The sequence below is a fragment of the Prochlorococcus marinus XMU1412 genome (genome assembly GCF_017696315.1).
Lineage (GTDB): Bacteria > Cyanobacteriota > Cyanobacteriia > PCC-6307 > Cyanobiaceae > Prochlorococcus_A > Prochlorococcus_A marinus_AF.
This window is the reverse complement of the sequence record NZ_JAAORJ010000001.1, coordinates 72414-96619: the sequence shown is the minus strand read 5'-3', so window position 1 is coordinate 96619 and position 24206 is coordinate 72414. Positions and strand designations below refer to the sequence as shown.

Genomic DNA, 24206 nt, shown 5'->3' with positions numbered 1-24206 from the left:
TTTGATTAATCAGTTGTTGAACCTTTTTCTTCTAATGTAGAGTCATTGTCATTAGAAAATCTCACTGTTAGTAGCTCCTCTTCTGTTATATTTCCTGATTTATCTAAAAGTTCTGGATGTATTGTGTACTTTTTTTGTTTAAAACTGGAAGTACTCAATCGTTGATTTTTATTATCGGATATACCCCAGCCATTAGACATAACTTTAAATGCTTTCCAAACTAAATAAGTTAAGGCTGCAGAATATATTATTGGAAATAGGATAGTCATCGAACTTATAAATTAGTTAGTTTTATTTTTAACATCATAGCCCGAAAAAAAGAAATTTAGCTACTTTAAGTTATTAAATTATTCTCTTGATTCAATAAATTTAATTAGTAGGTATATTTAAATTACACTTATATGGTGTATTAAATCTCTCGAAGAACATAAAAAAATCAAAATTGAAAAGAGACATCCAAAATCTATTACTAATCACCTCATTAATTACAGTGGGCATTAGATATCCTGCAAAAGTCATATCGCAACAATTAAGTAAACCAAAAATTAATGAAGTTAATTTATATTCGAACAAATCTTTTATAACTAAAGCTGTAGAAAGAACCGGTGCAGCTGTGGTCACAATTGATACGCAAAGATATGTTAAAAAAAGAAATTTTCCAAGAAATTCTCAACTATTTCTAGACCCATATTTTGAAAGATTTTTTGGATTAGATTTGCCTAACGAAAATCGACCAAGGATAGAGCAAAACCAAGGCAGTGGATTTATATTTGCAGATGGACTTGTAATGACCAATGCTCATGTAGTGAATGGATCAGATAAGGTAATTGTAGGTTTAACCAATGGCAAAAAATTAAATGCTAAACTGATAGGCCAAGACTCTTTTACTGATTTAGCTGTGCTAAAGATTGAAGGGAGAGGGCCTTGGCCAAAAGCAAAATTGGGCGATTCTTCAAAGATTAATGTTGGTGATTGGGCTATAGCAGTTGGGAATCCATTCGGACTGGAAAACACAGTTACGCTTGGTATTATTAGTAATCTAAATAGAAACGTAACTCAATTAGGAATATATGATAAAAAACTTGAACTGATACAAACTGATGCTGCTATTAATCCTGGCAATTCTGGAGGTCCACTATTGAATAGCGATGGAGAAGTAATTGGTATTAATACGTTGATAAGATCAGGCCCAGGAGCGGGTTTAAGTTTCGCAATCCCAATTAATAAAGCTAAGGAAATTGCCTATCAACTTTTAAACAATGGGAAAGTAATACATCCTATGATTGGAATTAGCCTAATAGAAGAAAGTATTTCTGAGAGAAAAAATAATGTCGTAAAAGTTGGATATGTAGTACCGAACAGTCCAGCTGAAAAAAGTGGAATCAAAATAGATGATATTTTAATTAAAATAGGCAATAAAGATATTGAAACCGCATCAGACGTAATAGAACAAATTAGTAAAAATGGTATCAAAAAACAAGCAACTATATTATTGAAGCGTAAAAATAAATTTATTAAATTAAAAGTAATACCAACTGATATTACTAATCTACAAAATAACTAAAAATTTAATTTTCATTCCGTTTAAGTATTTCCACACATCTAGAAATACATCCACCATCCCTTATATCGCAGGAAGTAATGCATTCAAAATAACTTTCAATAGGATCAGAAATTTGAAGATGTTTTTCTTGGAAATCGTAATTTTTCATTTAAATTATTAAAACCTATTTTTGTATTTTTAAGATTAATCAAGGACGGTAAACTATGTAAAGATAAATGAGTGATCTTACTTAGCCAATTGTAAATTTTATTAAAAGTAATCAAATTTTTTGGCTTTGAGTTTTTTCTAAAAAATATTCGTAATTACCATCATATGAAAATAACTTTGAATCTTTAATTTCAATAATTCTATTTGCAACCTTTGAAATAAAATACCGATCATGAGAAATGATTAATAATGAACCTTTATAATTTTTAATTGCTAATTCTAAGTTTTCCTTAGATTGCAGATCCAAATGATTAGTTGGTTCGTCCAAAAGAAGGAAATTACTAGGATTAATAATCATGAGCGCTAATGCTAATCTTGCCTTTTCTCCCCCACTGAGTTGTTTAATATATTTAAAAACAGTTTCATTTTGAAAGCCAAAACCCCCTAAAAATGTTCTAACTTTTTTTTGGGACCATTCTGGAGACTTATTACATATTAAATCAATAACCCTTTCGTCAGATGAAAGTGCTTCAGCCTGATTCTGTTCATAGTAGCTAGTAATTATATTATGTTTACCAAGATTAATGTCTCCAATTTCAGGAGATATTTTTTTCATAATAATTTTAAGCAATGTAGATTTGCCGCAGCCATTAGGTCCCAATATTGCTATTTTCTCCCCAGAAGAAATCTTTAAATTAATATCTAAAAAAAGAATTTTATCCTCGAAACTATGAGACAAATTTTTGATATTTAGAACTAATTTTCCTGAGCGAGGGCACTCTGGAAAATTAAAAACAGGACTTTTTGATTTTGCTATGGGAGACTCAATTTTAGAAATCTTTTTTAATTGTTTTTCTCTACTCTTTGCTTGAGAACTTCTAGTTGCACTAGCTCTAAATCTATCTATATACCTCTTCTGTAACTCAATTTCTTTTTGTTGTAATTGATATGCCTTATTTTGTGATTCTTCATTCAAAGATTTCTGTTCGACAAAAAAAGAATAGTTCCCATTGTATGTTTCAGATGTTCCTCTATCTACAAAAATTATTTTTTTACATAATTTATCTAAGAAATATCTATCATGGCTAATTATAATCACAGCAATTTTGAGCGATGATAGATATTCTTCCAACCAAAAAATAGTTTCTAAATCTAAATGATTGGTTGGTTCATCCAGTAAAAGTAAATCAGGTTTTTGTAAGATTATTTTTCCAAGTGCAACTTTCATCTGCCAACCACCTGAGAAATTGCCAACTAATTGATCAGCATCTTCTATAGAAAAGCCCAATTTTGGTAATATTTTTTCTACATCAGATTGCATTTTATAACCACCTAAAGCTTCAAATTTTGCTTGATATTTTGCGAGTTGATTGACAAAAATTTCAAGTTCATCGGAATTTTTTTTTATATCCAACGATTTCATTTTATTCTCAATTTCTAAAAGTTTAATGGCAACAATTTGTATATCTTTAAAAGAACTTTCTAATTCCTGTCTCACTGAAAAATTCAAATTACAATCAAACTCTTGCTTTAAATGGGCAATTTTAGGATTTCCCTCTTTGATGATCGTTCCACTTGTTTGCTCTTCCTCTCCAATTAAAATCTTAAATTGGGTTGATTTACCTGCACCATTAGAACCAACTAAGCCAACTTTTTCTCCTTTCTTAATCTCCCAACTAATATTTTTTAAAACAACATCTGTAGAATAAATTTTGCTTACACTTTCAAATCTAATCACTGTTTTAAAATAGAATTTACAAAATCTGTGGCTTATTTACTAAAAAATATTTTGTGGAATAAAATTAAATCATGAAAAGAATAGAACAAATTGTAGTGATTTTCATAGCTGCAGCTCTCGCAATCCCAAGTTATTGGTTCTTTTGGACTTTAGCTGGTGGAGGTGGCTACAACAAAAGAATAAAACCTATTCCTAATCCAAATAATAATTATTCGAAACCTTTTCCTAAAGACCTCCCCGAGCCTTGATTAACCACATTTTAGTTGCCTCATCATCAATAGTACTCAAATATTCAATAACCTCTTCTTTAGTCACAGAAATATTTAACTCATTGCCAATATCGCATATTTTATCTAAGGCTTTTTTGGGATTAGTTAAGGCTGTCATAAACAAACTTTGTTTCTTTTTGGAATCGTTGGCTATTAACTTATAGAGCTTTTCAGCATTACTGGACATGGTTTTAAAATCTATTTATTAATAGATTATTACTTCAAGCTACATTTTTTTCATTAAATTTATTATTAGATAAATCATTATCCACATCTTTTATCTCTTTTGCAGAGGCATCTGCCATACTTCTTGCATCTAAACATAAAACTTTTCTAAGTTTCGCAAAGTTAGCTGCGTGAGATTTTCTACCATCTTTTTGGGCATAATACTCAGACTGCTGAAGAATATGGTGCAGATGAGTTAACAAATATGGACTAATTACAGCTGACACCAAAACGTCACTATTTTCATTATCGTGAGAATCAGAATTAAGTAATCTTTTTTTCGGTTTATCAATTATCGACCTTTTAGGAGAATCAATTTTTCTTGAATTTTTCATGGGACAATAAAACAATTAATTGATACGGACATAAATTTCCTTACTAATAATATACACAAAGATAGTATCCTTGACTAACTGTGTATACTAATAAGTAACAGTTATCAACTTTGACTCATGGCTACCCGCCAAAACTCAACTAATGGGAAGCCTAAATCCCCCAGAATTCAAGTAGTTCTTCCAGAATTAATATGTGAGCAATTAACTATTTTGGCCGATAATGAATCTAGGACAGTAAGTAATATGGCAAAAGTGTTAATACAAGAGGGTATAAAAAAATATTTCGAAAAAGAAAGTAAATCACCTGTTTCAGAAAATAATTTAAATACTGATAAATTCAGAGATGAACTTGAAAAACAAAGCGTCAGAAGATTAAAAAGAGCTCCCCAAAGAATTAGATATTATAAAAAATCTGATTAAAAATAATTAATTTTGAGGCAATTTCTGTAAATCTACAGTTTTACCCATAACTACCAAAATATTTCCTCTTTCCAAAATATATTTTGCTGGAGGATTAACTGTTAGCTCTTCAGCAGGTCCTGCAGCAAGAACATTTACTAAATAATTTTTCCTCAAATTTAAATCTCTTAATGATCTTCCAATAAACTCCTCCGGAACAGTTATTTCATCTATACCAGTTTGATTATCTAGTTCCAATCTTTCGATTAGGTTTGGTCTTACTAGTTCTAAACCTAATCTTTCTCCTTGCATCCTAGATGGGAAAACAACTTTATCTGCACCTACTCTTTTTAACATTTTTTCGTGCAAGTCACTAGTAGCTCTCGCTATTACTCTTTTAACTTTGCTACCTTCACTATCCTTAGCAATAAGAGTTGTAGTTATACTTGCTTCAATAGGTTCACTTATACCCACTACAACAGTATTCATTTCAAGAATTCCCGATTCCTTCATAGACTCTTCATCAGTACAATCTACAACTCTCGCTTCTATCGAAGGTTCTAATTGCCTTAAATCATCAATAGCTTTTTCCGAATAATCCGCAGCCAAAACATCAGCACCATTACTAATAAGTTCTCTGCAAACTGCGGTTCCAAATCTTCCAACGCCGACAACAGCAAAAGTGAGTGCTTCATTTTCTCTCTTTTGAGACCACTGCCACCAATCAGCCATAATAAAACTCAGTCAATTCTAAACATATAGATCAGCCCTAGGATAGCCAATTCTCTTTTGTCTATCTATTCTACTCTTATAAAGAGCCTGCCAAAGTGCACTTAAAAGCAAAAGGATCCCAAGTCTGCCCACAAACATACCCACAATAAGAATAAATTGACCAAAATGATTTAATTTTGCGGTTAAACCAATATCAAAACCAACTGTTGCAAATGCAGATATGCAAGTAAACAGAATTTCTAGGAATGTGAATGATTCTTTTTTAACAAAAGTATTAGTTGTACTAAGCAACATTGCCATTAAAAGAACAAAAAGCAAAGATCCAACTGTGATTCCAACTGCCTTTAGAATAACTTTATCTGAAATTAATCTATTGCTAATAATTACATCTTTCTGACCTCTTAAAGTTGATCTAGTTGCAGCCATCAAAGCAATAAATGTAGTTGTTTTTATGCCTCCACCAGTACCTCCTGTACTTGCTCCAATAAACATAAGCGTCATTAATAATAAGAGGCCCGTATCTGAGATGGAGTTCAAAGAAATCGGAAAATTTGTAAAGCCTGCAGTTCTAGCACTAACTGTTTCGAAGATAGATGACATTAACCGTTCAAACAAATTTAAATCATTAAAAAATTGACTATTTAGCAATGATTCAGTGATAAAGAATCCTAATGATCCGAAGAATATTAGAGACAAACTTGTCCTAATAACTAGTCTGGAATGAAGGCTTAATTTCTTATAAGAAAGATTTTTTTTATGACTCCAAATATCATCAATAACCCGCCAACCCAATCCACCCATAACAATGAGAAAAACAAAAACACTATTAACCAAATAATTTGTTCTATAGTCTTGAAGACTATTTGACATTAACGAAAATCCTGCATTGTTATATGCAGAAATGCTGTGAAAAATCGAGGACCATAGTCTTTCCCAATTATTTTGAATGTCTACAAATCCAAAAGAATATAAGACAATTGCACCCAAGGATATAATACTAATCGCAGTAATAGCAATACTTTGAAAAGTTCGACCAATTCCTCCAACTCCAAATTCATCTAAAGTCTTTCCTTTATCTAATCTAGTTCTTAGCTTTGCCCCCTTTACAACAAACCCTTGTAAAAATGTTGTAATGGCCATTAATCCTAAACCACCTGATAAAAGCATAAAAGCTAAGAAAACTTGGCCAAAGAAATTTAAATCAACACCAATGTCTATTATAGTTAAACCAGTGACGGTTATTGCAGAAGTAGATGTAAAAAAAGCTTCCCACAAACCAACCTTTGAAGATGAACATAATGGAGAGCTCAAAATTAAAGTTCCAAGGCAAATAATAAAAAAGCCTGTAACAATAGTAAATTGAGGTACAGATAGCTTTTTGTAAGCATCTTTTAACTTATAAATTGAGAATGGGAATTTCACGATATTACCCGTAATTTAAAATTATCAATGCTGGCACAGTAAATGACATTATAAGTGTTAATCCAGCTCCGTATTTTGCGATATCAAAAAATCTATATCTTCCAGGACCATAAACCATTAAATTTGTTTGATAACCCATTGGAGTCAAGAAAGATTGACTTGCACCGAATAAAACAAGCATTATTAAAGCGCTTGGTGAAATTTCTAAAACATTTGAGAATTCAATAGCAACAGGCAAAATCAAAGCAACCGAAGCAGCATTACTTATAAATTGCGTAAGAATAACTGTAGATACAAAAATTACGACTAGTGCAAAATAAAGAGGCATTCCGTTAAGGGCAAAGTTTAGATTAACTGCAATTACATCTGCTAATCCAGTTATCTGCATAGCTACACTAAAACACGATAAAGATCCCAGCAATAAAATAACGTCTAACCTAATTGATTTTTGTATCTCTGCAGGTCTTAAACATCCACAAGCAACCATTGCAATCACAGCCAAAAGAACTGAACCGACTAATGGAATATTAGAAACCGAAGGCAAAACCAACATTCCTATTGCAATTGCTATCGATATAGGTTTTTTTATCAAAAAAGGTAAGTCATCTTCGAATTGATCTAAAATAAGCAAATCATTACTAGCTTGCAAACCTCTTATTGAATCTAGCGGTGCTTGCAATAATAAAACATCTCCAGCCCTTAAAACAGCTTGGCCTAATCTTTCCTGAACAGTTTGTTGACCTCTTCTTAATGCTAAAACTGTTGCATTATGACGCTGCCTAAATCTTAATTCTCTCAAACTTGCACCTGCTAAAGTTGAACCAGCTGGTAACAAGGCTTCAAAGGTCTTAGTACCTTCATCATCTGAGAAAACATTAGCCCCATCGAAAGATGTTTTGTTTTCTCCTAACAGAATAGTATGTTCCTGCTGCAGCCTAAATAAGTCTGCCCTCGTAACGCGGATTATTAATCTATCCTCCGGCTCAATCTTTCTATCAGCCAAAGGAGGAAGAATAACTTTTCCATTTCGTTGCAATTCCAGAACATCAACGTCAAACCGTCTTTGCAATCTACTATTTCTGACAGATTGTCCAACTAATTCTGAACTAGAGGGAATAGTAACTTCGGTAAAATATATATTCATATCACCATTTTTAATAAACTCCTTATCTCTCCCTCTATCTGGCAAAAGCACGTCAGAAACTAGAATCATATAGGTTGTACCTATAAGCCACACAGGAATTCCTATTGATGTCAAACTAAATAATTCCAAACCTCCATAACCTAATTGTTGACTAATATCACTGACAAGAAGATTTACTGAGCTACCTAATAATGTCAGAGTTCCACCGAGTAAAGTAGCAAAAGAAAGAGGTAATAAAACTTTTGATGGTGATATATTTTTTCGCTCGCACCAACTTTCAATTAAAGGTAACAAAGATGCTACTACTGGAGTATTAGGTACAATTCCAGATATTGGAGCAATTAAAAAAGCTATTAAAGAAATTAATTTCCTTGGAGTTCGAATACTTTCAGAAGAAATCAATTCTCTTACTCTGTCTAAGGCACCACTTTTAAATAATGCTGAGGAAACTGCAAATAAACCCATAAGGGTAATTAAAGAAGGGCTACCAAATCCAGCTAAAGCTTTTTCAGGAGAAAGAACCCCAGTAGATATAAATATTCCGACACATAACAAACCAGTCAATTCTGGTGCAATAGTATTTCTAATAAACAAAATTATTGACATTATTAAAACAACTACCGTTATAAACGCATCAAAATTATTACTAACTACTGCAATTAAATTCATACAAAACTTATTTAACTCAATATACCCAAAAACAATATTTCAAAAAAGTTTAATTCGAATAATCTTTTTTAAGAAACTTTTTAAAAATAGATTTTTTTTGGAATATCCATGAAGATGCAGATTTTAAGCTTTCTGTAATATCAGGCAACTTGGAAGCATATATAAGTCTTCTTGCCTCAAAAGCCAATTTCCCAGATAAAGTAACACCAAGCCCAGAAATTGAAGCTTCGCCTATTCCTAAGCTAATCATTTCACCATTATCTTGAAATTCAAAGGGTAAAAGATCTTTTCCTTGAATTAAAAGTTCTATATTATTAGCAAGATGATTTCCTTCCTGCATAGCCACCTGAGCAGTTATGGGTAAATCCTCCATTCCTTCAATAACTGAAATATCACCAATAGCAAAACAGTTTTTATGGTTTTCTATTTGCAAATTATTATTTACTAAAATTCGTCCGAATTTTTTTGTTATTTGATCAGTTTCTAAGTAAGACAAATTAGGTTTAACACCTGCTGTCCAAATAACAATATCTTTATCCAAGGAAGTTATTCCAACCTCGCTAGAAATACTAATCTTAGTTTCTGAGACTTCATTAACTGTAGAATTCAAAAGAACGTTGATTTTTCTTTTTTCTAATGCCTTCTCTGCTTGTTCACTATTGAAAATTTTGTTTTTATTTAGGATTTGGTTTGATTTTTCTATTACATTAATTTCAAATTGGTCTGTAAATATATCTTTAATTTTGCATGCCAACTCGATGCCAGAGGGACCCCCTCCAACTATGAATAACTTTTTATGCAACGCAGTATCTTGTGATTTTTTTAAAAAAGAATTTAATTTATTTAAATCATGCACATCATTAAAAAAATAACAATTTTCATCTACACCTTTGATAGAAAAACTATTTGGAATAGATCCTGTACAAATAACGAGATACTGATAACTTAATTTTAATTCGTCACTAAATTCAAGAATATTTTCTTTGAAGGAAATCTTGGTTAAACAATTTCTTAAAAAAGTTATACCGGCATCTGAAAAAATATTTGCAAATTTTGGGGTGGCTTCCCAACTTCTTATTTCTTTACTTAAAACTTCGTACATTAAAGGTTTAAATATAAAGTTAGTTTTAGAGTCAACCACAAGAATCGGTAAAGAAGGATTAAGATTCTTTAAATTCAAAGCAAATGTCATACCTGCAAAACCTGCTCCAACTATTACTATTGGTTTTTGTATGGATTTCATTAGAGAAATATTGTTATGCGTAAATGTATTATTAAACTATACGAATAATTTTTAAATTGAGCGAAATAAAATTAAACTCATAATCAAACTGAAGAATGATTGAAAAAATCCACAAAGATATTCAAACTCACTTGAGTAAATATAATCAAGAGCTTGTAGATATGAAGCCTCAAGGAATGCTTACATGGGGTTATGAAAAGTTTGATAATCAATTTGCTATTACAACAAGTTTTGGTATACAGTCATCAGTCCTTTTAGATATGGTCAGTAAATTATCTCTACAAAAAAAAATCAAAATATTTTGGATAGATACTGGTTATCTTCCTCCAGAAACATACCATTACGCTGAAAAGCTTATTGATAATTTATCCTTAGAAGTTGAAGTTCTGCAAAGTGAATTATCTCCAGCAAGAATGGAGGCCAAATACGGAAAACTTTGGGAAACAAAAAAAGAGAGTGATTTAGATAAATATCATGAATTGAGAAAGATAAAACCTTTAGAAAATGGTCTGGAAAAATATGATATTTTTTGCTGGGCAAGCGGTGTTAGATCAAGTCAAACAGATAATAGAAACAAAATGAAATTCATAGACGTAATTCGTCAAAGACTCTCTTTAAGACCTTTATTAAATTGGACAAATAAAGATATTTTTTATTATATGGAAGAGAATAATTTACCTGCTCATCCACTTTTTATCAAAGGTTATTCTTCTGTAGGAGATTGGCATTCAAGCAGTCCCGATGGTATTGAAACAAAAGGCAGAGATACAAGATTTGGGGGGATTAAACAAGAATGTGGAATACATACTAATAATTAAATTGATCATATAACAATGGTCTCAGATATAAATTTTCTATTAGTAGGCAATAGTAGGCTTCATTGGGCTAAATATTCTAAAAATCAATCTAAATTCTTTCATACCAAAAAAGAGCAAAAAGTTCCCGACAATATAGATCTTGATCAATTAATTTGGGCTTCTGTAGGAAAACTACCAAATTTTTTGCTGAAAAAAGAAAATGAAATAAAAACTAAAGATATCCAATTATCAAATCTTCCTGATTATTTTGGAGTGGATAGAGCTTTTGCCTGTATTGCCGCTTCACAAATTATTGAAAACCCTTTCAAAAAAGATTTGCTAATTGCAGATTTTGGAACAATATTATCAATAACAAAATTAAATTCAAATGGATCTATTATTGGAGGTCAACTTCTTCCAGGTTTTCTAACACAATTAAAATCAATGGAACAAAATACAAAAAATCTTAAAGTTCCCAAAAAATATGATATTCCGATCAAAGATTTCTTAATTAATACAGAAGAAGCAATCTTAAAAGGAGTAATCAACTCTCTTACTGGCGTGATTAATATTTTATTTAACCCCGAAAAGGATATTTTAATAATCTGTGGAGGAGACTCTCAATTACTAACAAAATCTCTAAAAACTAAAAATGAAAATATTATCAATGCTCCTAATTTAGTTATGGAGGGGATGATTATACACCACCTGTCCATAAAAAAATTAGCTTAACCCAAGGTCTGCAATTATATGATCAGCCATTATTGCTGCTTTTACCTTTAAGTAAATTTTTTCAATGTTACCTTCAGTATCAATTAAAAAAGTATTTCTCATCATTCCCATATATTCTTTTCCCATAAATTTTTTCAGTCCATAGCTATCGTAATCAGAAGAAACTTTGAAAGGTTCAGGATCAGTTAAAAGAATAAAAGGTAAATTAAATTTTTCTATAAACTTCTGATGAGAGGATGCATTATCTTTACTAATACCAAGCACAACAATATTATTTTTTTGGAGTAAATCCCAATTCTCTTTAAAATTACATGCTTCTTTAGTACATCCTGGAGTATTATCTTTTGGATAAAAATATAGTATTATTCTTTTACCTTTAAAATCACTAAGAGAAACTTCTTTTTCAAAAGAATCTTTTAATTTAAATTCTGGTGCTTTGTCGCCAACCTTAAGAGCCATTGAAATTATTAAATGAGTATGAATATAAAATACCAAAAATTTGGTTTTATGAGATTAAAGGTGTGCAAGATGTCGCAACTATAGAAGAAATTAAAACTGCAAAAAACCTAACAAATGCAAGATCAAAGATTTTCTTAGAAACAAGAGCTTATTTGCGACAATCACTGTCAACACTTTTTGATTTAGACCCCCTAGAAATTCCAATTAATGCTCAACCTGGAGAACCTCCAAGTTTACCCTCTGGCATGGGAAATATCAGTTTAAGTCATTGTAAAGATGCCATTACTATAGTCTGGCATAAAGGCAAAATAGGGATTGATATTGAGAGAATAGATAGAGATTTTAACCATATAAAATTTGCAAAAAAATATTTTTTTCATACCAATAAATCAAACCATAATAATTATTTAACAAAAAATATGATATTAAATCAATGGTGTGCTGTTGAAGCGGCTATAAAATGGGATCATGGAAAAATAGCTAAAGACATTAAATATTGGCAATTTTTTGAAAAGCCAAAAGAGTTAATTCATAAGAAGAAAAATATACATTTAAATTATTCACAGATTAACTTCCATAATTGGACTATCGCTTTAGCCTACGAAGAAAAAACTTCTTTAAATCCTGAGATTATTTGTTGTTCGAAAAGTTTTTAATTTTCTTTTCTTCTAAGCAGTTCTTCATATTGAGTTTTTTCCCATCCATTATTATTTGGTTCCCATATTTTTAAACCTCTTAAAGATTTAGGAAGATATTCTTGTAAGACCCAATTACCTGGATAATTATGAGGATTGACATAACTATTAGAATTATTTTTTAAATGAAGTGGAACATCAAAAGCATTGGTAGATTTGATTGTTTCAATTGCTTTAAAAATACTTTTCGTACTATTACTTTTTGGAGAAATAGATAAATATAAAGAAGCTTGCGTTAAAAAATATAATCCTTCTGGAAAACCAACTCTATCAAAAGCATCACAACAGGATTGTACAACTACTATGGCATTAGGATCAGCTATTCCAATATCTTCACTGGCAGATATAAGTAATCTTCTAAAAATAAAATTAGGATCTTCACCAGCCTCCAACATATTCGCAAGCCAGAATAAAGTTGCATCTGGATCAGAGCCTCTTATGGACTTGATAAAGGCACTTATTACATCGTAATGATTTTGACCATTTTTATCGTAAACAATATTTTTCTTTTGTAGTGCATCCTCTGCTATTGAGAGATTAATGTTGATTTCTTTAGCATCATTTTCAGCAGTTGTTTCTATGGCCATCTCTAGCGCATTGATTAATGTCCTTGCATCTCCACCAGAAAATTTAATTAAATGACTTATAGCATCTTGAGTTAAATAAACTTTTTTTGAATCTTTTTGTTTTGAATAGTAAGTAATGACTTTTTGTATTATTTTCTGCAAATCATTTTCTACCAAAGGAAGTAATGTAAAAATAAGAGACCTACTAACAAGCGCTTTATTAACAGCAAAGAAAGGGTTTTCAGTTGTAGCACCAATAAAAGTTATAGTTCCATTTTCTATTGAAGGTAATAAAGCGTCTTGCTGAACTGATGTAAATCTATGAACTTCATCGATAAATAAAATTGTTTTTCTTTTTGAATTTATTAATCTATCTTTTGCATTAGCAATTTCATTTCTTAATTCTTTAACACTTGATAATACTGCATTTAACTTAATTAATTTTGAACGCGTATTAAAAGAAATAATTTCAATTAGAGTAGTTTTCCCAACACCCGGAGGGCCAGAAAAAATAAAATTACTAATCTTATCGTTTATTATTGCACTTCTTAAAAGCGAATTCTCATTCAGGATTGGTTGTTGACCGAAAAAATCTTCCAAATTCTTTGGTCTTAATTTATCTGCCAAAGGTGCATTGTTTTCTATTTGAGAATAATTAGTAAATAAATTTTCTGAATGCATATAAATAAAAATCAAAAAATCATTACTTTCAATTCTATGTAATTACTGTAGGAGTTTCCATTTGAGTAAGTTTTGAAATATTCAATAAAGCATCTAAATCATCAATTAGAGGTTTCAAAGCGATCTGAGGATTTAACGAAAGATTCTGTTGAGGATCGAAAAATTTCTCAAAGTAAAGTCTTAATGTTGCACCCTTAGTTCCAGTTCCAGAAAGGCGAACAATTACTCGAGAATTATCATCAAGGACTAATCTTAACCCTTGATTTTCACTTATGGAATTATCAACGGGATCTAAATATGAAAAGTTATCTGCAACTTTAACTAAATGGCTAGCAAAAATATTTCCTTTTAAATTTTCGAGCATAGAAGTTAGATTACCAAAGATTTGATTAGCAATATTTGATGGAATTGCCTCATAATCATGTCTTGAATAATAATTCCTACCAAATTGTTTCCAATGATTCTGCATCAAATCACTTACCGAACATTTTTTCTCAGCTAAAACTTGTAACCAATACAAAACTGCCCATAGTCCATCTTTCTCTCTCACATGATTACTACCTGTTCCAAAACTTTCTTCTCCACATAAAGTAATTAAATTAGAATCTAAAAGATTTCCAAAAAACTTCCAGCCAGTAGGTGTCTCGAAACAAGGTATATTTAATGCTCGAGCAACATTATCAACCGCTGAACTGGTTGGCATGGATCGTGCCACACCTGTAATACCATCTTTATAACCAGGGACACATTTTGTGTTAGCAGTGATAACTGCTAGGCTATCACTAGGATTTACAAAACATCCACTTCCTAAAATCATATTTCTATCTCCATCACCATCGCATGCAGCACCAAAACTATAAGATTTTTTATTTAATAACAAATCAGCCAAGTGGGATGCGTAAGTAAGATTAGGATCAGGATGTAAACCTCCAAAATCTTTTAACGGGTTACCATTCATGACACAATCAGGTCCAAGACCCATTTTTTCAACAAAAATATTTTTTGCATATGGGCCTGTAACCGCATTCATTGCATCAAAGATTAAAGAGAAGTCTTTTTTTAAAAAATCACTAATTTGATCAAAGTCAAAAATTTTCTCCATCAAATTAGAATAATCTGTTAATCCATCAATAATTTCTAAGGTAGTTTCGTCGTAAGGATAAGTTCCATATTCACTAAAATCAGGTAGTTGAATTTTACAGATTTTATAACTAGTAAGTAATTGTGAAGCCTTGAAAATCTTATTAGTAATTATCTCAGGAGCTGGGCCACCATTAGAGATATTCAATTTCACTCCAAAGTCGCCATCAATACCACCAGGATTATGGCTTGCAGAAAGAATAATTCCACCAATAGCTTTTTCTTTTCTAATTAAATGTGATGTCGCAGGAGTAGATAATAAACCGTATTTTGGAACAATCACCTTTTGAACTTTATGAGCGATGCATATTTGGACAATTTTTTCTATTGCTTCGATATTGCCATATCTGCCATCACCACCAACAACTAATGTTGAACCTTTTAAATCTTCTAATGATTGTAAAATTGCTTCAATAAAAATTTCTAGATAATGTTCTTCCTGAAACTTTAAAGTACTTTTTCTTAATCCAGAGGTGCCTGGTTTTTGATCTAAAAAAGGAGAATTGATATTAATTACACTAACTTGATTCATATTTTTAAGAGACTTCCAAAAATCTAACTAAATTAATGAGGCATTTCGGAAGTTCTTAACATAGCGATAAACCATAAGGAAGAAATTAATAATGCACTAAGGATTCCATAGTTAACACCAAATTTAGAAATTGTAATTGGAACTATTAGTGGAAACGTTAATGCCCCAAACAATGGAGTAAAAGCTACAATTTTTTTCAACATTAATTTAATTTATTAAAACCATTCAGTCTCAGCATTATCTTTTTCATTAGTATCGTCAAGTGGTGTAGTTCTATCAAATTTCATTGATATACTTTTTTCTTGCTCACCTGATACATCAACAGCTTTAATATCATATTTTTGAGTCCCGTCTCTAAATGGAACTTGAATTCTAAAAGTACCATCTGCAGCAAGAGGTACATCTTCTCCACCTATTGTAAGTTTTGCAGAAGGCTCTGTAGCTCCATAAACAATTAATTCAGCATCAGCAACAAGCCAAAAAGATCTATTCTTAACAATTCCACTTCCAGAATCATTTAAACCTGATGACCATTTACCAACACCTGAGTCTGTAAGATTATCATTGAGATTTGTTGAATTTAGGTTTTCCATAAATTCTTCAGAACCAACTTTTCTTCTGAGAGGAATGTTTGTTGCTGCTTGGTATAACCTTTCATGCATACCATTTTGTTCTGAAACAACAGGATTAGAAATATCTGGAATTGATTCAGAAGTAGAATCTAAATTAAATGGTACAAATTTATCAAGAATTTGCTCAGAAGGATGTGACCCAGGAACATGGCTTATCGAAGAGAATGCCAATGACATCCAGTTAAAACCATATTTGTAACCTAATTCAACTTTATAATCTCTATCTGCAAGTGGGATTGGCAAGTACCACTCGGTACTGTAACTATCAACTGTTATCTCCCTTAGTGTTCCTTGATTCAAGTTGCTTCCTTGAGAACCTGATGCATCAAATAATCGTAAACATAATTTATTGGCTCCCAAAGATTGTGCTTTAACTCTATCTGCGTCAGATATTTGCCAAAAAACATAAGCCCAATCTGGATCCCGGGGTAGGAAAACTACATTTGTTTTAACTTCTTCAGTACTCTTGAAAGTATTGGACTCAGAAGTTTCTTCAGATTTAGACTCAGGAGGTGCAGTATATTCTTTTATTGTAGATTTTTCTTGATATTTAAGTATTAAATCAACTAAAACAGCTTTTGTTTTGCGACTATACAGCGGAACCGATAATTTACTTGCTTCTTGACGTAATTGTCTGAGGGTTAGTGAGAGTAATTGATCTTTATTCATGATCCCATCAGCCACTTTAAATTCTCCGTTTTTGTTTGGGATCAGTATGTTCTTTTTTTTTAGGAATTGTGTGTCTTTTTGGCCTGTCGTCAGGATCCTCTGACTACTAAAAAATTCTCAAAATTGATATTTCTCTTCAAAACAGTTGGTATCAAAGAAATTAATTAATTTTCAGATCTTTTTAAAATGTGAATTAATTTTCTTTTTTTTTAAATTTTATTACCTGAATTTGTTAACGACTCAACAAAAATATATTTTTTCTTCGGGATCAGTTAAATAAATGAGAATTCAGCGTTGTTCCACCAGAAGTACTAAATCATCTATCTCTAAATCCTCAATACTTTTACCTATTTTTTTTGAAAAAGTACTTAATGTTTTCGAAGTGGATTCTAACTGCTCATAAAAAAGATCACTAAATTTTTTATCATCAAATTTTTTGGATTGGTTATCACACCATTCTCTCAGGGGATTTTTATTTTGATATTCCAAACTACTATCTACATTGATAATTTTTAAAATCTGAAGGCAATGAGCGAGTATTCTTAAATGATGTTTCTGCATTATGGGTAGATCAAGATTATCAATTTCTTGAATAGTTTCTATGTTTAATGGGTTAGACAAGGGATCAAGATGATTAGACATTAATTTTTAGTTTTAATAAAGGAAAAAAACTCAATATTGGGGGGATCTTTCGTTAGAGTATATAAAGCTAATTGTAATAAGTTATTCTTGATAACATGGTCAACGAAAATTTAGTTAAAGATGTAGTAAAAGAGCCTTACAAATATGGTTTCGTTACTGATATTGAAACTGAAAAAATAGAAAAGGGATTAAATGAAGATATCATAAAATTAATTTCACTGAAAAAAGAAGAGCCAAAATTTCTTCTTGATTTTAGATTAAAAGCCTTTAAAAAATGGCAAAAAATGAAAGAGCCTGACTGGGCAGCATTAGGATATAAAAAAATTGATTATCAAGATATTATTTATTACTCTGCTCCTAAGCGAAAAGAGAAAATTTCTAGCTTAGATGAAGTTGATCCCAAACTTCTTGAGACTTTTGACAAATTAGGAATACCCCTCACAGAGCAAAAAAAACTCACAAATGTAGCAGTAGATGCTGTCTTTGATAGTGTTTCCATAGCCACAACTTTTAGAGAAGAACTTGCTGAACATGGAGTTATATTTTGCTCAATTAGTGAAGCAGTAAAAAATCATGCGGATTTGATTGAAAAATATTTAGGTACAGTGGTTCCAGCTAGTGATAATTACTTTGCAGCACTAAATTCTGCAGTTTTTAGTGATGGTTCTTTTGTCTATATCCCAAAAGGTGTTACCTGCCCTATGGATCTATCTTCCTACTTCAGAATTAATAGTGGAGATTCAGGGCAATTCGAAAGAACACTAATCATTGCTGAAGAATCAAGTTCTGTAAGTTATTTGGAAGGTTGTACAGCTCCAATGTTTGATACTAATACCCTACATGCAGCAGTTGTAGAGCTTGTAGCATTAGACGACGCCTCAATAAAATATTCAACAGTGCAAAATTGGTATGCTGGTGATGAAGAAGGTATTGGCGGAATTTTTAATTTTGTCACCAAGAGAGGAAAATGTTTAGGTAAGAGAAGTAAAATTAGCTGGTCTCAAGTTGAAACAGGGTCTGCAATTACATGGAAATATCCTAGCTGTCTTCTTTTAGGGGAAGAATCTGTAGGAGAATTTTATTCAGTGGCTCTCACCAATAATCGACAGCAAGCAGATACCGGCACAAAAATGATCCATATTGGTCCTAAGACCAAATCAACTATTGTTAGCAAAGGTATTAGTGCAGGGAACTCAAAAAATAGCTACAGAGGTCTTGTCAAAATGGGAACGAAAGCTACAGGATCAAGAAATTACAGTCAATGTGATTCAATGTTAATAGGGGATCAAGCTACTGCAAATACATTCCCTTACATCAAATCTCAACAACCCAATTCTGAAATTGAGCATGAAGCAAGCACATGTAGAATCTCAGAAGACCAACTTTTTTATCTCCAAAGCAGAGGTATAGAATTTGAGGAGGCAGTATCTATGATGGTCAGCGGTTTTTGCAGAGATGTATTTAATCAATTACCTATGGAATTTGCTGCTGAAGCAGATAAGTTACTGGCACTTAAACTAGAGGGATCAGTAGGTTAATTTATCAATTTCTAAACTGAAATGCAAAGTAAAATGAAAGAATCAGACCCAATTTTAGAAGTTGAAAATCTCTCTGCATCTACTGATAATCTTCCAATTTTAAAAGGGGTTTCACTTACTGTCTATCCTGGAGAAATCCATGCCATTATGGGAAGAAATGGATGTGGCAAAAGTACTCTTTCGAAAATCATTGCAGGACATCCCTCATATAGTATTACAAATGGCGACATAAAATTTTTAGGTGAAAACATCAACTCTCTAGAACCTGAAGAGAGATCTCAATCAGGAATTTTTCTTGGTTTCCAATATCCAATTGAGATTCCAGGTGTAAGTAATCTTGAGTTTCTTAGAGTTTCAACTAATGCTAGAAGGAAATTCCTCAACAAAGAAGAATTGGATACTTTTGATTTTGAAGAATTAGTTAAAGAAAAGTTAGAAATTGTGAAAATGGATCACGCATTCCTATCAAGGAGTGTAAATCAAGGCTTTTCTGGAGGTGAAAAAAAAAGAAATGAGATTCTGCAAATGGCTTTGCTTGAGCCCAAGATAGCAATATTAGATGAGACCGATTCTGGTCTAGATATCGATGCTCTAAGAATAGTGGCATCAGGAATTAAAAAAATTTCTAATGCACAGACTGGAATTATACTTATTACCCACTATCAAAGATTATTAGATGAAATTAAACCAAATTATGTCCATGTTATGTCAGACGGACAAATCATAAAAACTGGTGAGAGTGATCTTGCTCTAGAGCTTGAGGAAAAAGGGTATGAATGGACTGATAACTTTATAAAAGAGACCTAAAGAAATGAAAATTATTGAAAAAATAAAAACAAATAAATCGGATGATAACCTAACAGAAATACAAAAAATCTGTCTTAATAAATTACAATCAACCCCTCTCCCTAATCCTAAAAGTGAACTATGGAGACTTTCAAATAAATCAAAATTGTCAAACTTTTTAGATTATTCAGTTAATGAAAAAAATTCACAATTTGATATGCCATACCCGAAAAATTCGCAAAGTACTATTAGGTTAATAATTGGTGAGAATTGCCAAATTAAATTAATAGAGAAAAATTATTCAATACAGCAATTAAGTGAGGATGAATTACAAAAATATATCAAAGAACAGATATCTTTTTTCCAGCAAAACGAAAATTGGAGTGACCTACTAAATCTTTCTTTAAGTTGTAAAAATAATATTTTGGGATTAAAAATAAATGGATCAAAAATTCCTCCTATTGAAATTTTTAGTAATGCATCAAGTAATGCTTTAAACGCAAAAACCCTAGTAATATTTTTAGAAAATAATTGTGATGTTGAATTATTACAAGTAAATCTTTGTAAAGAAAACTCTTCATTATCTCAATCAACTTTCTTTTGCTTGAAAGAAAATAGTTCCTTAAATCATGGTGTTGTTTCTTACGGTGAAAACAGATCCAATCTATTAAATTCTCTCAATGTAATACAACAAAAAAATAGTGCATACAACTTAGGATCTTTACATTTCAAATTCAATTACGCGAGATTTGAAATTAGTATTAAACAATCTGCGGGAAACGCTAAAACAAATATCAAAGGTATGCAAATAACCAAAAAAGATGAGCAAATTTCAACCTATACAAAAATAGAATTTAATGGCCCAAATGGATTTCTAGATCAAATTAATAAATCACTTGCTGATGATAAATCACATGCAATATTTGAAGGTTCAATAATAGTTCCGAAAATTGCCCAGAGAACTGATGCTTCCCAATTAAGCAGAAATTTACTTTTATCAAATCTCGCACAAATAGATACCAAACCTCAATTAGAAATAATTGCTGATGATGTCAAATGCAAACATGGAGCTACAATTTCACAACTAAATGAAGAAGAACTTTTTTATATGCGAACAAGAGGGATCACATTAACAGAAGCAAGTAAACTACAATTAAGTTCTTACTTTCAAGAAATACTTTCATTTATTCCCATTTCAAAAGATAAATGGGATTTGCTTGATAAACTTTTAAATGAGAATTAATGGAAACGATTCACAATTTTCCTGAAATAACGAAGAAAGACTTTCCTCTTTTAAATAAGAACTTTAAAAGTAATGAGCAAATTATTTATTTAGACCATGCTGCGACCACACAAAAACCAATACAAGTCTTGAAAAAAATTGATGAATATTACAAAAACTTTAATGCCAATGTACATAGAGGGGCACATCAATTAAGTGCTAAAGCAACAGAAGAATTTGAAAATGCACGATATTTAATTAGCAAATATATAAAAGCGAATTCAACAAAAGAAATTATTTTCACAAGAAATGCTACTGAGGCAATCAATCTAGTAGCTAGATCATGGGGCGAATATTCATTAAAAGAAAACGATGAAATTCTCTTATCAATAATGGAGCATCATAGCAATATTGTTCCATGGCAAATGGTTGCAGCAAAAAATAAATGCAAATTAAAATTTATAGGTATAGATAAAGATGGGAAATTAGATATAGACGACTTTAAATCAAAACTAACATCTAGAACTAAACTTGTTAGCCTAGTACATGTTAGTAATACCCTAGGTTGCTGTAATCCAATAAAAGAAATAACTACATTAGCTAAACAAAAAGGTTCTTTAGTTTTAATAGATGCATGCCAAAGTTTGGCTCATCAAAAACTGGATGTGATTGATCTTAATATAGATTTTTTAGCTGGATCAGGACATAAACTATGCGGTCCTACAGGTATTGGCTTCCTCTGGTCAAGAAAAGAAATCCTAGAAAAAATTCCTCCTCTCTTTGGAGGTGGCGAAATGATTCAAGATGTTTTTGAAGAGACAAGTACTTGGGCAGAGCTACCACACAAATTTGAAGCCGGAACTCCAGCCATCGCAGAAGCAATAGGTCTTGCAGAAGCAATCAATTATATTAACAATATTGGATTGAATGAAATTCATGAATATGAAAAGACTATTACTAAATATTTATTTGAAAAATTAAATCAAATAGAAAATATTGAAATCATAGGTCCATCACCGGAGATAGATCCAAACAGAGCCTCACTTGCCACCTTTTATATAAAAAATATACATTCAAATGATATTGCTGAAATTCTTGATTCAAAAGGAATTTGCATCAGAAGTGGCCACCATTGCTGTCAACCTCTTCACAGATACATTGGAATTAAATCAACAGCCAGAATCAGTATGAATTTCACAACCAATAAGGAAGAAATTGATATGTTTATAGAAAAATTAAAAGATACTATTGATTTTCTAAAAATCAATTCTTAAATATTCAAAGCATTTTTTAGAAATTCCTGAGATTTTTGCATTACTACTTCTTTATTTTCAATATTTCTAAAACCATGACCTTCATTATCAAAAAAAATAACTTCTGAATATTTATTATTCTGAATCAAAATTTCTTGAATTTTTAAAGTTTGTTTATAAGAAATAACTGTATCTTTTTTTCCATGAAACAATAAGATAGGTTTTTTTATTTTGTTAATATGATTTATCGGTGATCTATTTATATAATCATCATGGTTTTTTGCATAATTTCCAACCAAAGAATTTAAATAATCTTTTTCAAACCTATGAGTGTTGTAATGCATATCCTTCAAATCAATAACAGGATATTTACAAATTGCCGCTGTAAAAATGGACCCATATAATAAACAATTCAGGGCAGTTAACCCACCAGCACTATTCCCAAAAATTACCACTTTTTCACTATCAACTTGATTTGATTTAATCAATTCAAGAGCTAGTGCTTTGCAATCATAAGAATCAACAATACCCCATTTATAATTCAACCTCTCTCTATATGCTTTGCCAAATCCTGATGATCCTCCATAATTTACTTCAGCAACAAAAAATCCCTTCGACGTCCAATATTGAACTTCAGAATTATATGATCCATCAAAACATGAAGTTGGTCCGCTATGTGCTCTAACAAGGAGCGGTGGCTTTCTAAAATTTTCAACAAGCGGCTTATAAAGAAAAGAATGAGTAGATTGAGCCTCAAAACCTTTAAACCAAAATGTTTCAGGTTTTGAACAATCTTTTATATGATCAAAAAATATCTGCTCAGAAAAACTTGATAAAACTTTTTTTGCACAATCAATTTCAAATACAATTCCCAAAAAATCAGATCCATAACCTTTTAAAAGAACTTTTTTCCGAAAAACACTGAAATCACTTATTGAGGTAAAAGGAGTAGAAAATTCTTTAACAAATTCAAGATCTTTATATTGTTCCACTATTAAACTATTTTCTTTTTTTGCTATACAAAATAAATTTTCTATAGTCCCTGAAAAGAATGCTATTCCAGTGACCCATTGTGGCGCTCCATATTCAATCAAATTTCTCTCTACTCTTTTCTTAATAAAAATATTCTCAATTTCACTAACATCTAAAAACAATAAGTTCCACCATCCAGAACTATCTTCAGAACATACCAAATGTGTTTCACTTATCCAATAGGGTTGAAAAAAAGACACTTTTTTCTTGGAATTTATCAGCTTATTTGAGAATTTCTTTATTTTTTGTATCTCGCCATCTAAATCTATTTGAGCAAAAAACAGCTCATTTTTCTCCCAGGGCATATATGGAGAATCCCACTCTATCCAAGAAAGTAAGTTAGCAGATGTATTAGAAGATAATTCTCCAGCAAAATTTTTAAATTTTTTTATTCGATGAATATCCTGTTTAGTTTTTTTTAAATTTAAAGAAAATAAATAATCTCTATTATTTATTTCACAAATTCCATACAATAAATTTTTTTCAGAAATGACAAATGAAGAATCAAAGTTTCCATCAATTGATTTAGATAGTTGATTAGGTTCTTGAACTGAAGCGAGATATTTATTTTGGCTTCTGTAAGTTGAAGCTGCCTCTTTAAAAATTTGAAACCATACTGCCTTAGTTATCTGATCTATCCATATCAAATAAAAATTATTTTTAAAATATATACACTTATAAGATTTACCACCATATCCATGAAAATTATTTTTAATATAGTATTTTTTACTTGTTAATTGCTGGGGAAACGCTTCTTTGACATCAAATGGTCTTGCAAAAATGGCATTTTCATTTTGACTTTCACCAACAACATCAATCCAAAAAATGGTATCCCTAATAATAGTTAATTCCTTGAAAGCATTTTTTTTAGATTCAGTTTGCCTAACTTTTAACTTATGATCATTACTCATTTAAAAAATATATAAAGAAAGTAAATTAAAGT

26 protein-coding genes are annotated in these 24206 nt (G+C 31.0%); 10 read left to right on the top strand and 16 right to left on the bottom strand.

From position 1 onward, the window contains the following. Positions 1-5: 5 nt before the first annotated feature. Positions 6-269 carry a DUF2973 domain-containing protein gene (locus tag HA152_RS00495; protein ID WP_025931255.1) on the bottom strand — a complete coding sequence of 88 codons (264 nt, stop codon included), beginning with the start codon at positions 267-269 and terminating at the stop codon, positions 6-8. A 173-nt stretch (positions 270-442) separates the two neighbouring features. On the opposite strand from HA152_RS00495, the gene HA152_RS00490 reads away from it, so the two are divergent. Continuing rightward, positions 443-1564: a trypsin-like peptidase domain-containing protein gene (locus HA152_RS00490; protein WP_209132449.1), complete on the top strand. Its 1122-nt coding sequence runs from the start codon at positions 443-445 to the stop codon at positions 1562-1564. A gap of 4 nt (positions 1565-1568) precedes the next feature. On the opposite strand, the gene HA152_RS00485 is transcribed toward HA152_RS00490, so the two are convergent. Together HA152_RS00485 and HA152_RS00480 are read right to left on the bottom strand one after the other, a co-directional pair. Beyond that, positions 1569-1712 (bottom strand): hypothetical protein, encoded by a 144-nt coding sequence (locus HA152_RS00485; protein ID WP_209132447.1) that lies wholly within the window; start codon positions 1710-1712, stop codon positions 1569-1571. Positions 1713-1823: 111 nt separating this feature from the next. Further along, a complete protein-coding gene (locus HA152_RS00480; RefSeq protein ID WP_209132439.1) occupies positions 1824-3449 on the bottom strand; it encodes an ABC-F family ATP-binding cassette domain-containing protein in 1626 nt (541 codons plus the stop codon). Positions 3450-3520: 71 nt separating this feature from the next. On the opposite strand from HA152_RS00480, the gene HA152_RS00475 reads away from it, so the two are divergent. Continuing rightward, complete coding sequence (locus HA152_RS00475; RefSeq protein WP_209132437.1) at positions 3521-3697, top strand: hypothetical protein; 177 nt, start codon at positions 3521-3523, stop codon at positions 3695-3697. Here HA152_RS00475 and HA152_RS00470 read toward each other — a convergent pair. Both HA152_RS00470 and HA152_RS00465 read right to left on the bottom strand, forming a co-directional pair. Then, positions 3675-3905, bottom strand: coding sequence for a hypothetical protein (locus HA152_RS00470; RefSeq protein WP_011817578.1), 231 nt, complete (start codon positions 3903-3905; stop codon positions 3675-3677). The genes HA152_RS00475 and HA152_RS00470 overlap by 23 nt on opposite strands. Before the next feature lie 34 nt (positions 3906-3939). Then, on the bottom strand, positions 3940-4278 hold the full coding sequence (locus HA152_RS00465) for a hypothetical protein (RefSeq protein ID WP_209132435.1): 339 nt from the start codon (positions 4276-4278) through the stop codon (positions 3940-3942). A 117-nt stretch (positions 4279-4395) separates the two neighbouring features. Between HA152_RS00465 and HA152_RS00460 the strand changes: the two genes are divergently transcribed. Further along, positions 4396-4698, top strand: coding sequence for a ribbon-helix-helix domain-containing protein (locus HA152_RS00460; RefSeq protein WP_011862126.1), 303 nt, complete (start codon positions 4396-4398; stop codon positions 4696-4698). Between the two features lie 6 nt (positions 4699-4704). On the opposite strand, the gene HA152_RS00455 is transcribed toward HA152_RS00460, so the two are convergent. From HA152_RS00455 to HA152_RS00440, 4 genes are read right to left on the bottom strand one after another with little or no spacing between them, the layout of a single operon-like run. Continuing rightward, complete coding sequence (locus tag HA152_RS00455) at positions 4705-5409, bottom strand: potassium channel family protein (RefSeq protein ID WP_011862125.1); 705 nt, start codon at positions 5407-5409, stop codon at positions 4705-4707. Positions 5410-5427: 18 nt separating this feature from the next. Continuing rightward, positions 5428-6831: a potassium transporter TrkG gene (locus tag HA152_RS00450; RefSeq protein WP_209132433.1), complete on the bottom strand. Its 1404-nt coding sequence runs from the start codon at positions 6829-6831 to the stop codon at positions 5428-5430. Between the two features lie 4 nt (positions 6832-6835). Beyond that, positions 6836-8644, bottom strand: coding sequence for an SLC13 family permease (locus HA152_RS00445; protein WP_209132429.1), 1809 nt, complete (start codon positions 8642-8644; stop codon positions 6836-6838). Between the two features lie 49 nt (positions 8645-8693). Next, positions 8694-9887 (bottom strand): NAD(P)/FAD-dependent oxidoreductase, encoded by a 1194-nt coding sequence (locus tag HA152_RS00440; RefSeq protein ID WP_209132427.1) that lies wholly within the window; start codon positions 9885-9887, stop codon positions 8694-8696. A 95-nt stretch (positions 9888-9982) separates the two neighbouring features. Here HA152_RS00440 and HA152_RS00435 point away from each other — a divergent pair, with 95 nt between their 5' ends. Together HA152_RS00435 and HA152_RS00430 are read left to right on the top strand one after the other, a co-directional pair. Further along, on the top strand, positions 9983-10705 hold the full coding sequence (locus tag HA152_RS00435; protein ID WP_209132425.1) for a phosphoadenylyl-sulfate reductase: 723 nt from the start codon (positions 9983-9985) through the stop codon (positions 10703-10705). 15 nt (positions 10706-10720) lie between these two features. After that, complete coding sequence (locus tag HA152_RS00430) at positions 10721-11416, top strand: type III pantothenate kinase (RefSeq protein ID WP_209132423.1); 696 nt, start codon at positions 10721-10723, stop codon at positions 11414-11416. Here HA152_RS00430 and bcp read toward each other — a convergent pair. Then, positions 11408-11875 carry a thioredoxin-dependent thiol peroxidase gene (gene bcp / locus HA152_RS00425; protein ID WP_032516873.1) on the bottom strand — a complete coding sequence of 156 codons (468 nt, stop codon included), beginning with the start codon at positions 11873-11875 and terminating at the stop codon, positions 11408-11410. The two genes, HA152_RS00430 and bcp, sit on opposite strands and share 9 nt — an antisense overlap. Here bcp and HA152_RS00420 point away from each other — a divergent pair. Next, positions 11875-12531 (top strand): 4'-phosphopantetheinyl transferase family protein, encoded by a 657-nt coding sequence (locus tag HA152_RS00420; protein WP_209132421.1) that lies wholly within the window; start codon positions 11875-11877, stop codon positions 12529-12531. The genes bcp and HA152_RS00420 overlap by 1 nt on opposite strands. On the opposite strand, the gene HA152_RS00415 is transcribed toward HA152_RS00420, so the two are convergent. The 5 genes from HA152_RS00415 to HA152_RS00395 all read right to left on the bottom strand — a co-directional run bounded on the left by HA152_RS00415 (position 12528) and on the right by HA152_RS00395 (position 17432). Next, positions 12528-13817, bottom strand: a complete 1290-nt coding sequence (locus HA152_RS00415) for a replication-associated recombination protein A (RefSeq protein WP_209132419.1) — start codon at positions 13815-13817, stop codon at positions 12528-12530. The genes HA152_RS00420 and HA152_RS00415 overlap by 4 nt on opposite strands. A 34-nt stretch (positions 13818-13851) precedes the next feature. Next, on the bottom strand, positions 13852-15489 hold the full coding sequence (locus HA152_RS00410; protein ID WP_209132417.1) for an alpha-D-glucose phosphate-specific phosphoglucomutase: 1638 nt from the start codon (positions 15487-15489) through the stop codon (positions 13852-13854). Between the two features lie 32 nt (positions 15490-15521). Next, on the bottom strand, positions 15522-15692 hold the full coding sequence (locus HA152_RS00405) for a hypothetical protein (RefSeq protein WP_011375642.1): 171 nt from the start codon (positions 15690-15692) through the stop codon (positions 15522-15524). Between the two features lie 12 nt (positions 15693-15704). Beyond that, on the bottom strand, positions 15705-16805 hold the full coding sequence (locus HA152_RS00400; protein ID WP_209132415.1) for a DUF4912 domain-containing protein: 1101 nt from the start codon (positions 16803-16805) through the stop codon (positions 15705-15707). Between the two features lie 273 nt (positions 16806-17078). Further along, on the bottom strand, positions 17079-17432 hold the full coding sequence (locus HA152_RS00395; RefSeq protein ID WP_209132412.1) for a hypothetical protein: 354 nt from the start codon (positions 17430-17432) through the stop codon (positions 17079-17081). 95 nt (positions 17433-17527) lie between these two features. On the opposite strand from HA152_RS00395, the gene sufB reads away from it, so the two are divergent. The 4 genes from sufB to HA152_RS00375 are packed head-to-tail and all read left to right on the top strand — an operon-like array spanning position 17528 to position 22252. Further along, positions 17528-18970: a Fe-S cluster assembly protein SufB gene (sufB, locus tag HA152_RS00390; protein ID WP_209132411.1), complete on the top strand. Its 1443-nt coding sequence runs from the start codon at positions 17528-17530 to the stop codon at positions 18968-18970. A gap of 21 nt (positions 18971-18991) precedes the next feature. Further along, positions 18992-19777 carry a Fe-S cluster assembly ATPase SufC gene (gene sufC / locus HA152_RS00385; protein ID WP_209132409.1) on the top strand — a complete coding sequence of 262 codons (786 nt, stop codon included), beginning with the start codon at positions 18992-18994 and terminating at the stop codon, positions 19775-19777. Positions 19778-19781: 4 nt separating this feature from the next. Further along, entirely contained in the window at positions 19782-20999 is a 1218-nt protein-coding gene (locus HA152_RS00380) for a SufD family Fe-S cluster assembly protein (protein WP_209132407.1), read from the top strand. Next, the gene (locus tag HA152_RS00375; RefSeq protein WP_209132405.1) at positions 20999-22252 is read left to right on the top strand and encodes a SufS family cysteine desulfurase; all 1254 of its coding nucleotides are present in this window, start codon (positions 20999-21001) and stop codon (positions 22250-22252) included. The genes HA152_RS00380 and HA152_RS00375 overlap by 1 nt, the downstream gene beginning before the upstream one ends. On the opposite strand, the gene HA152_RS00370 is transcribed toward HA152_RS00375, so the two are convergent. After that, complete coding sequence (locus tag HA152_RS00370) at positions 22249-24174, bottom strand: alpha/beta hydrolase family protein (protein ID WP_209132403.1); 1926 nt, start codon at positions 24172-24174, stop codon at positions 22249-22251. The genes HA152_RS00375 and HA152_RS00370 overlap by 4 nt on opposite strands. Positions 24175-24206: the final 32 nt, after the last annotated feature.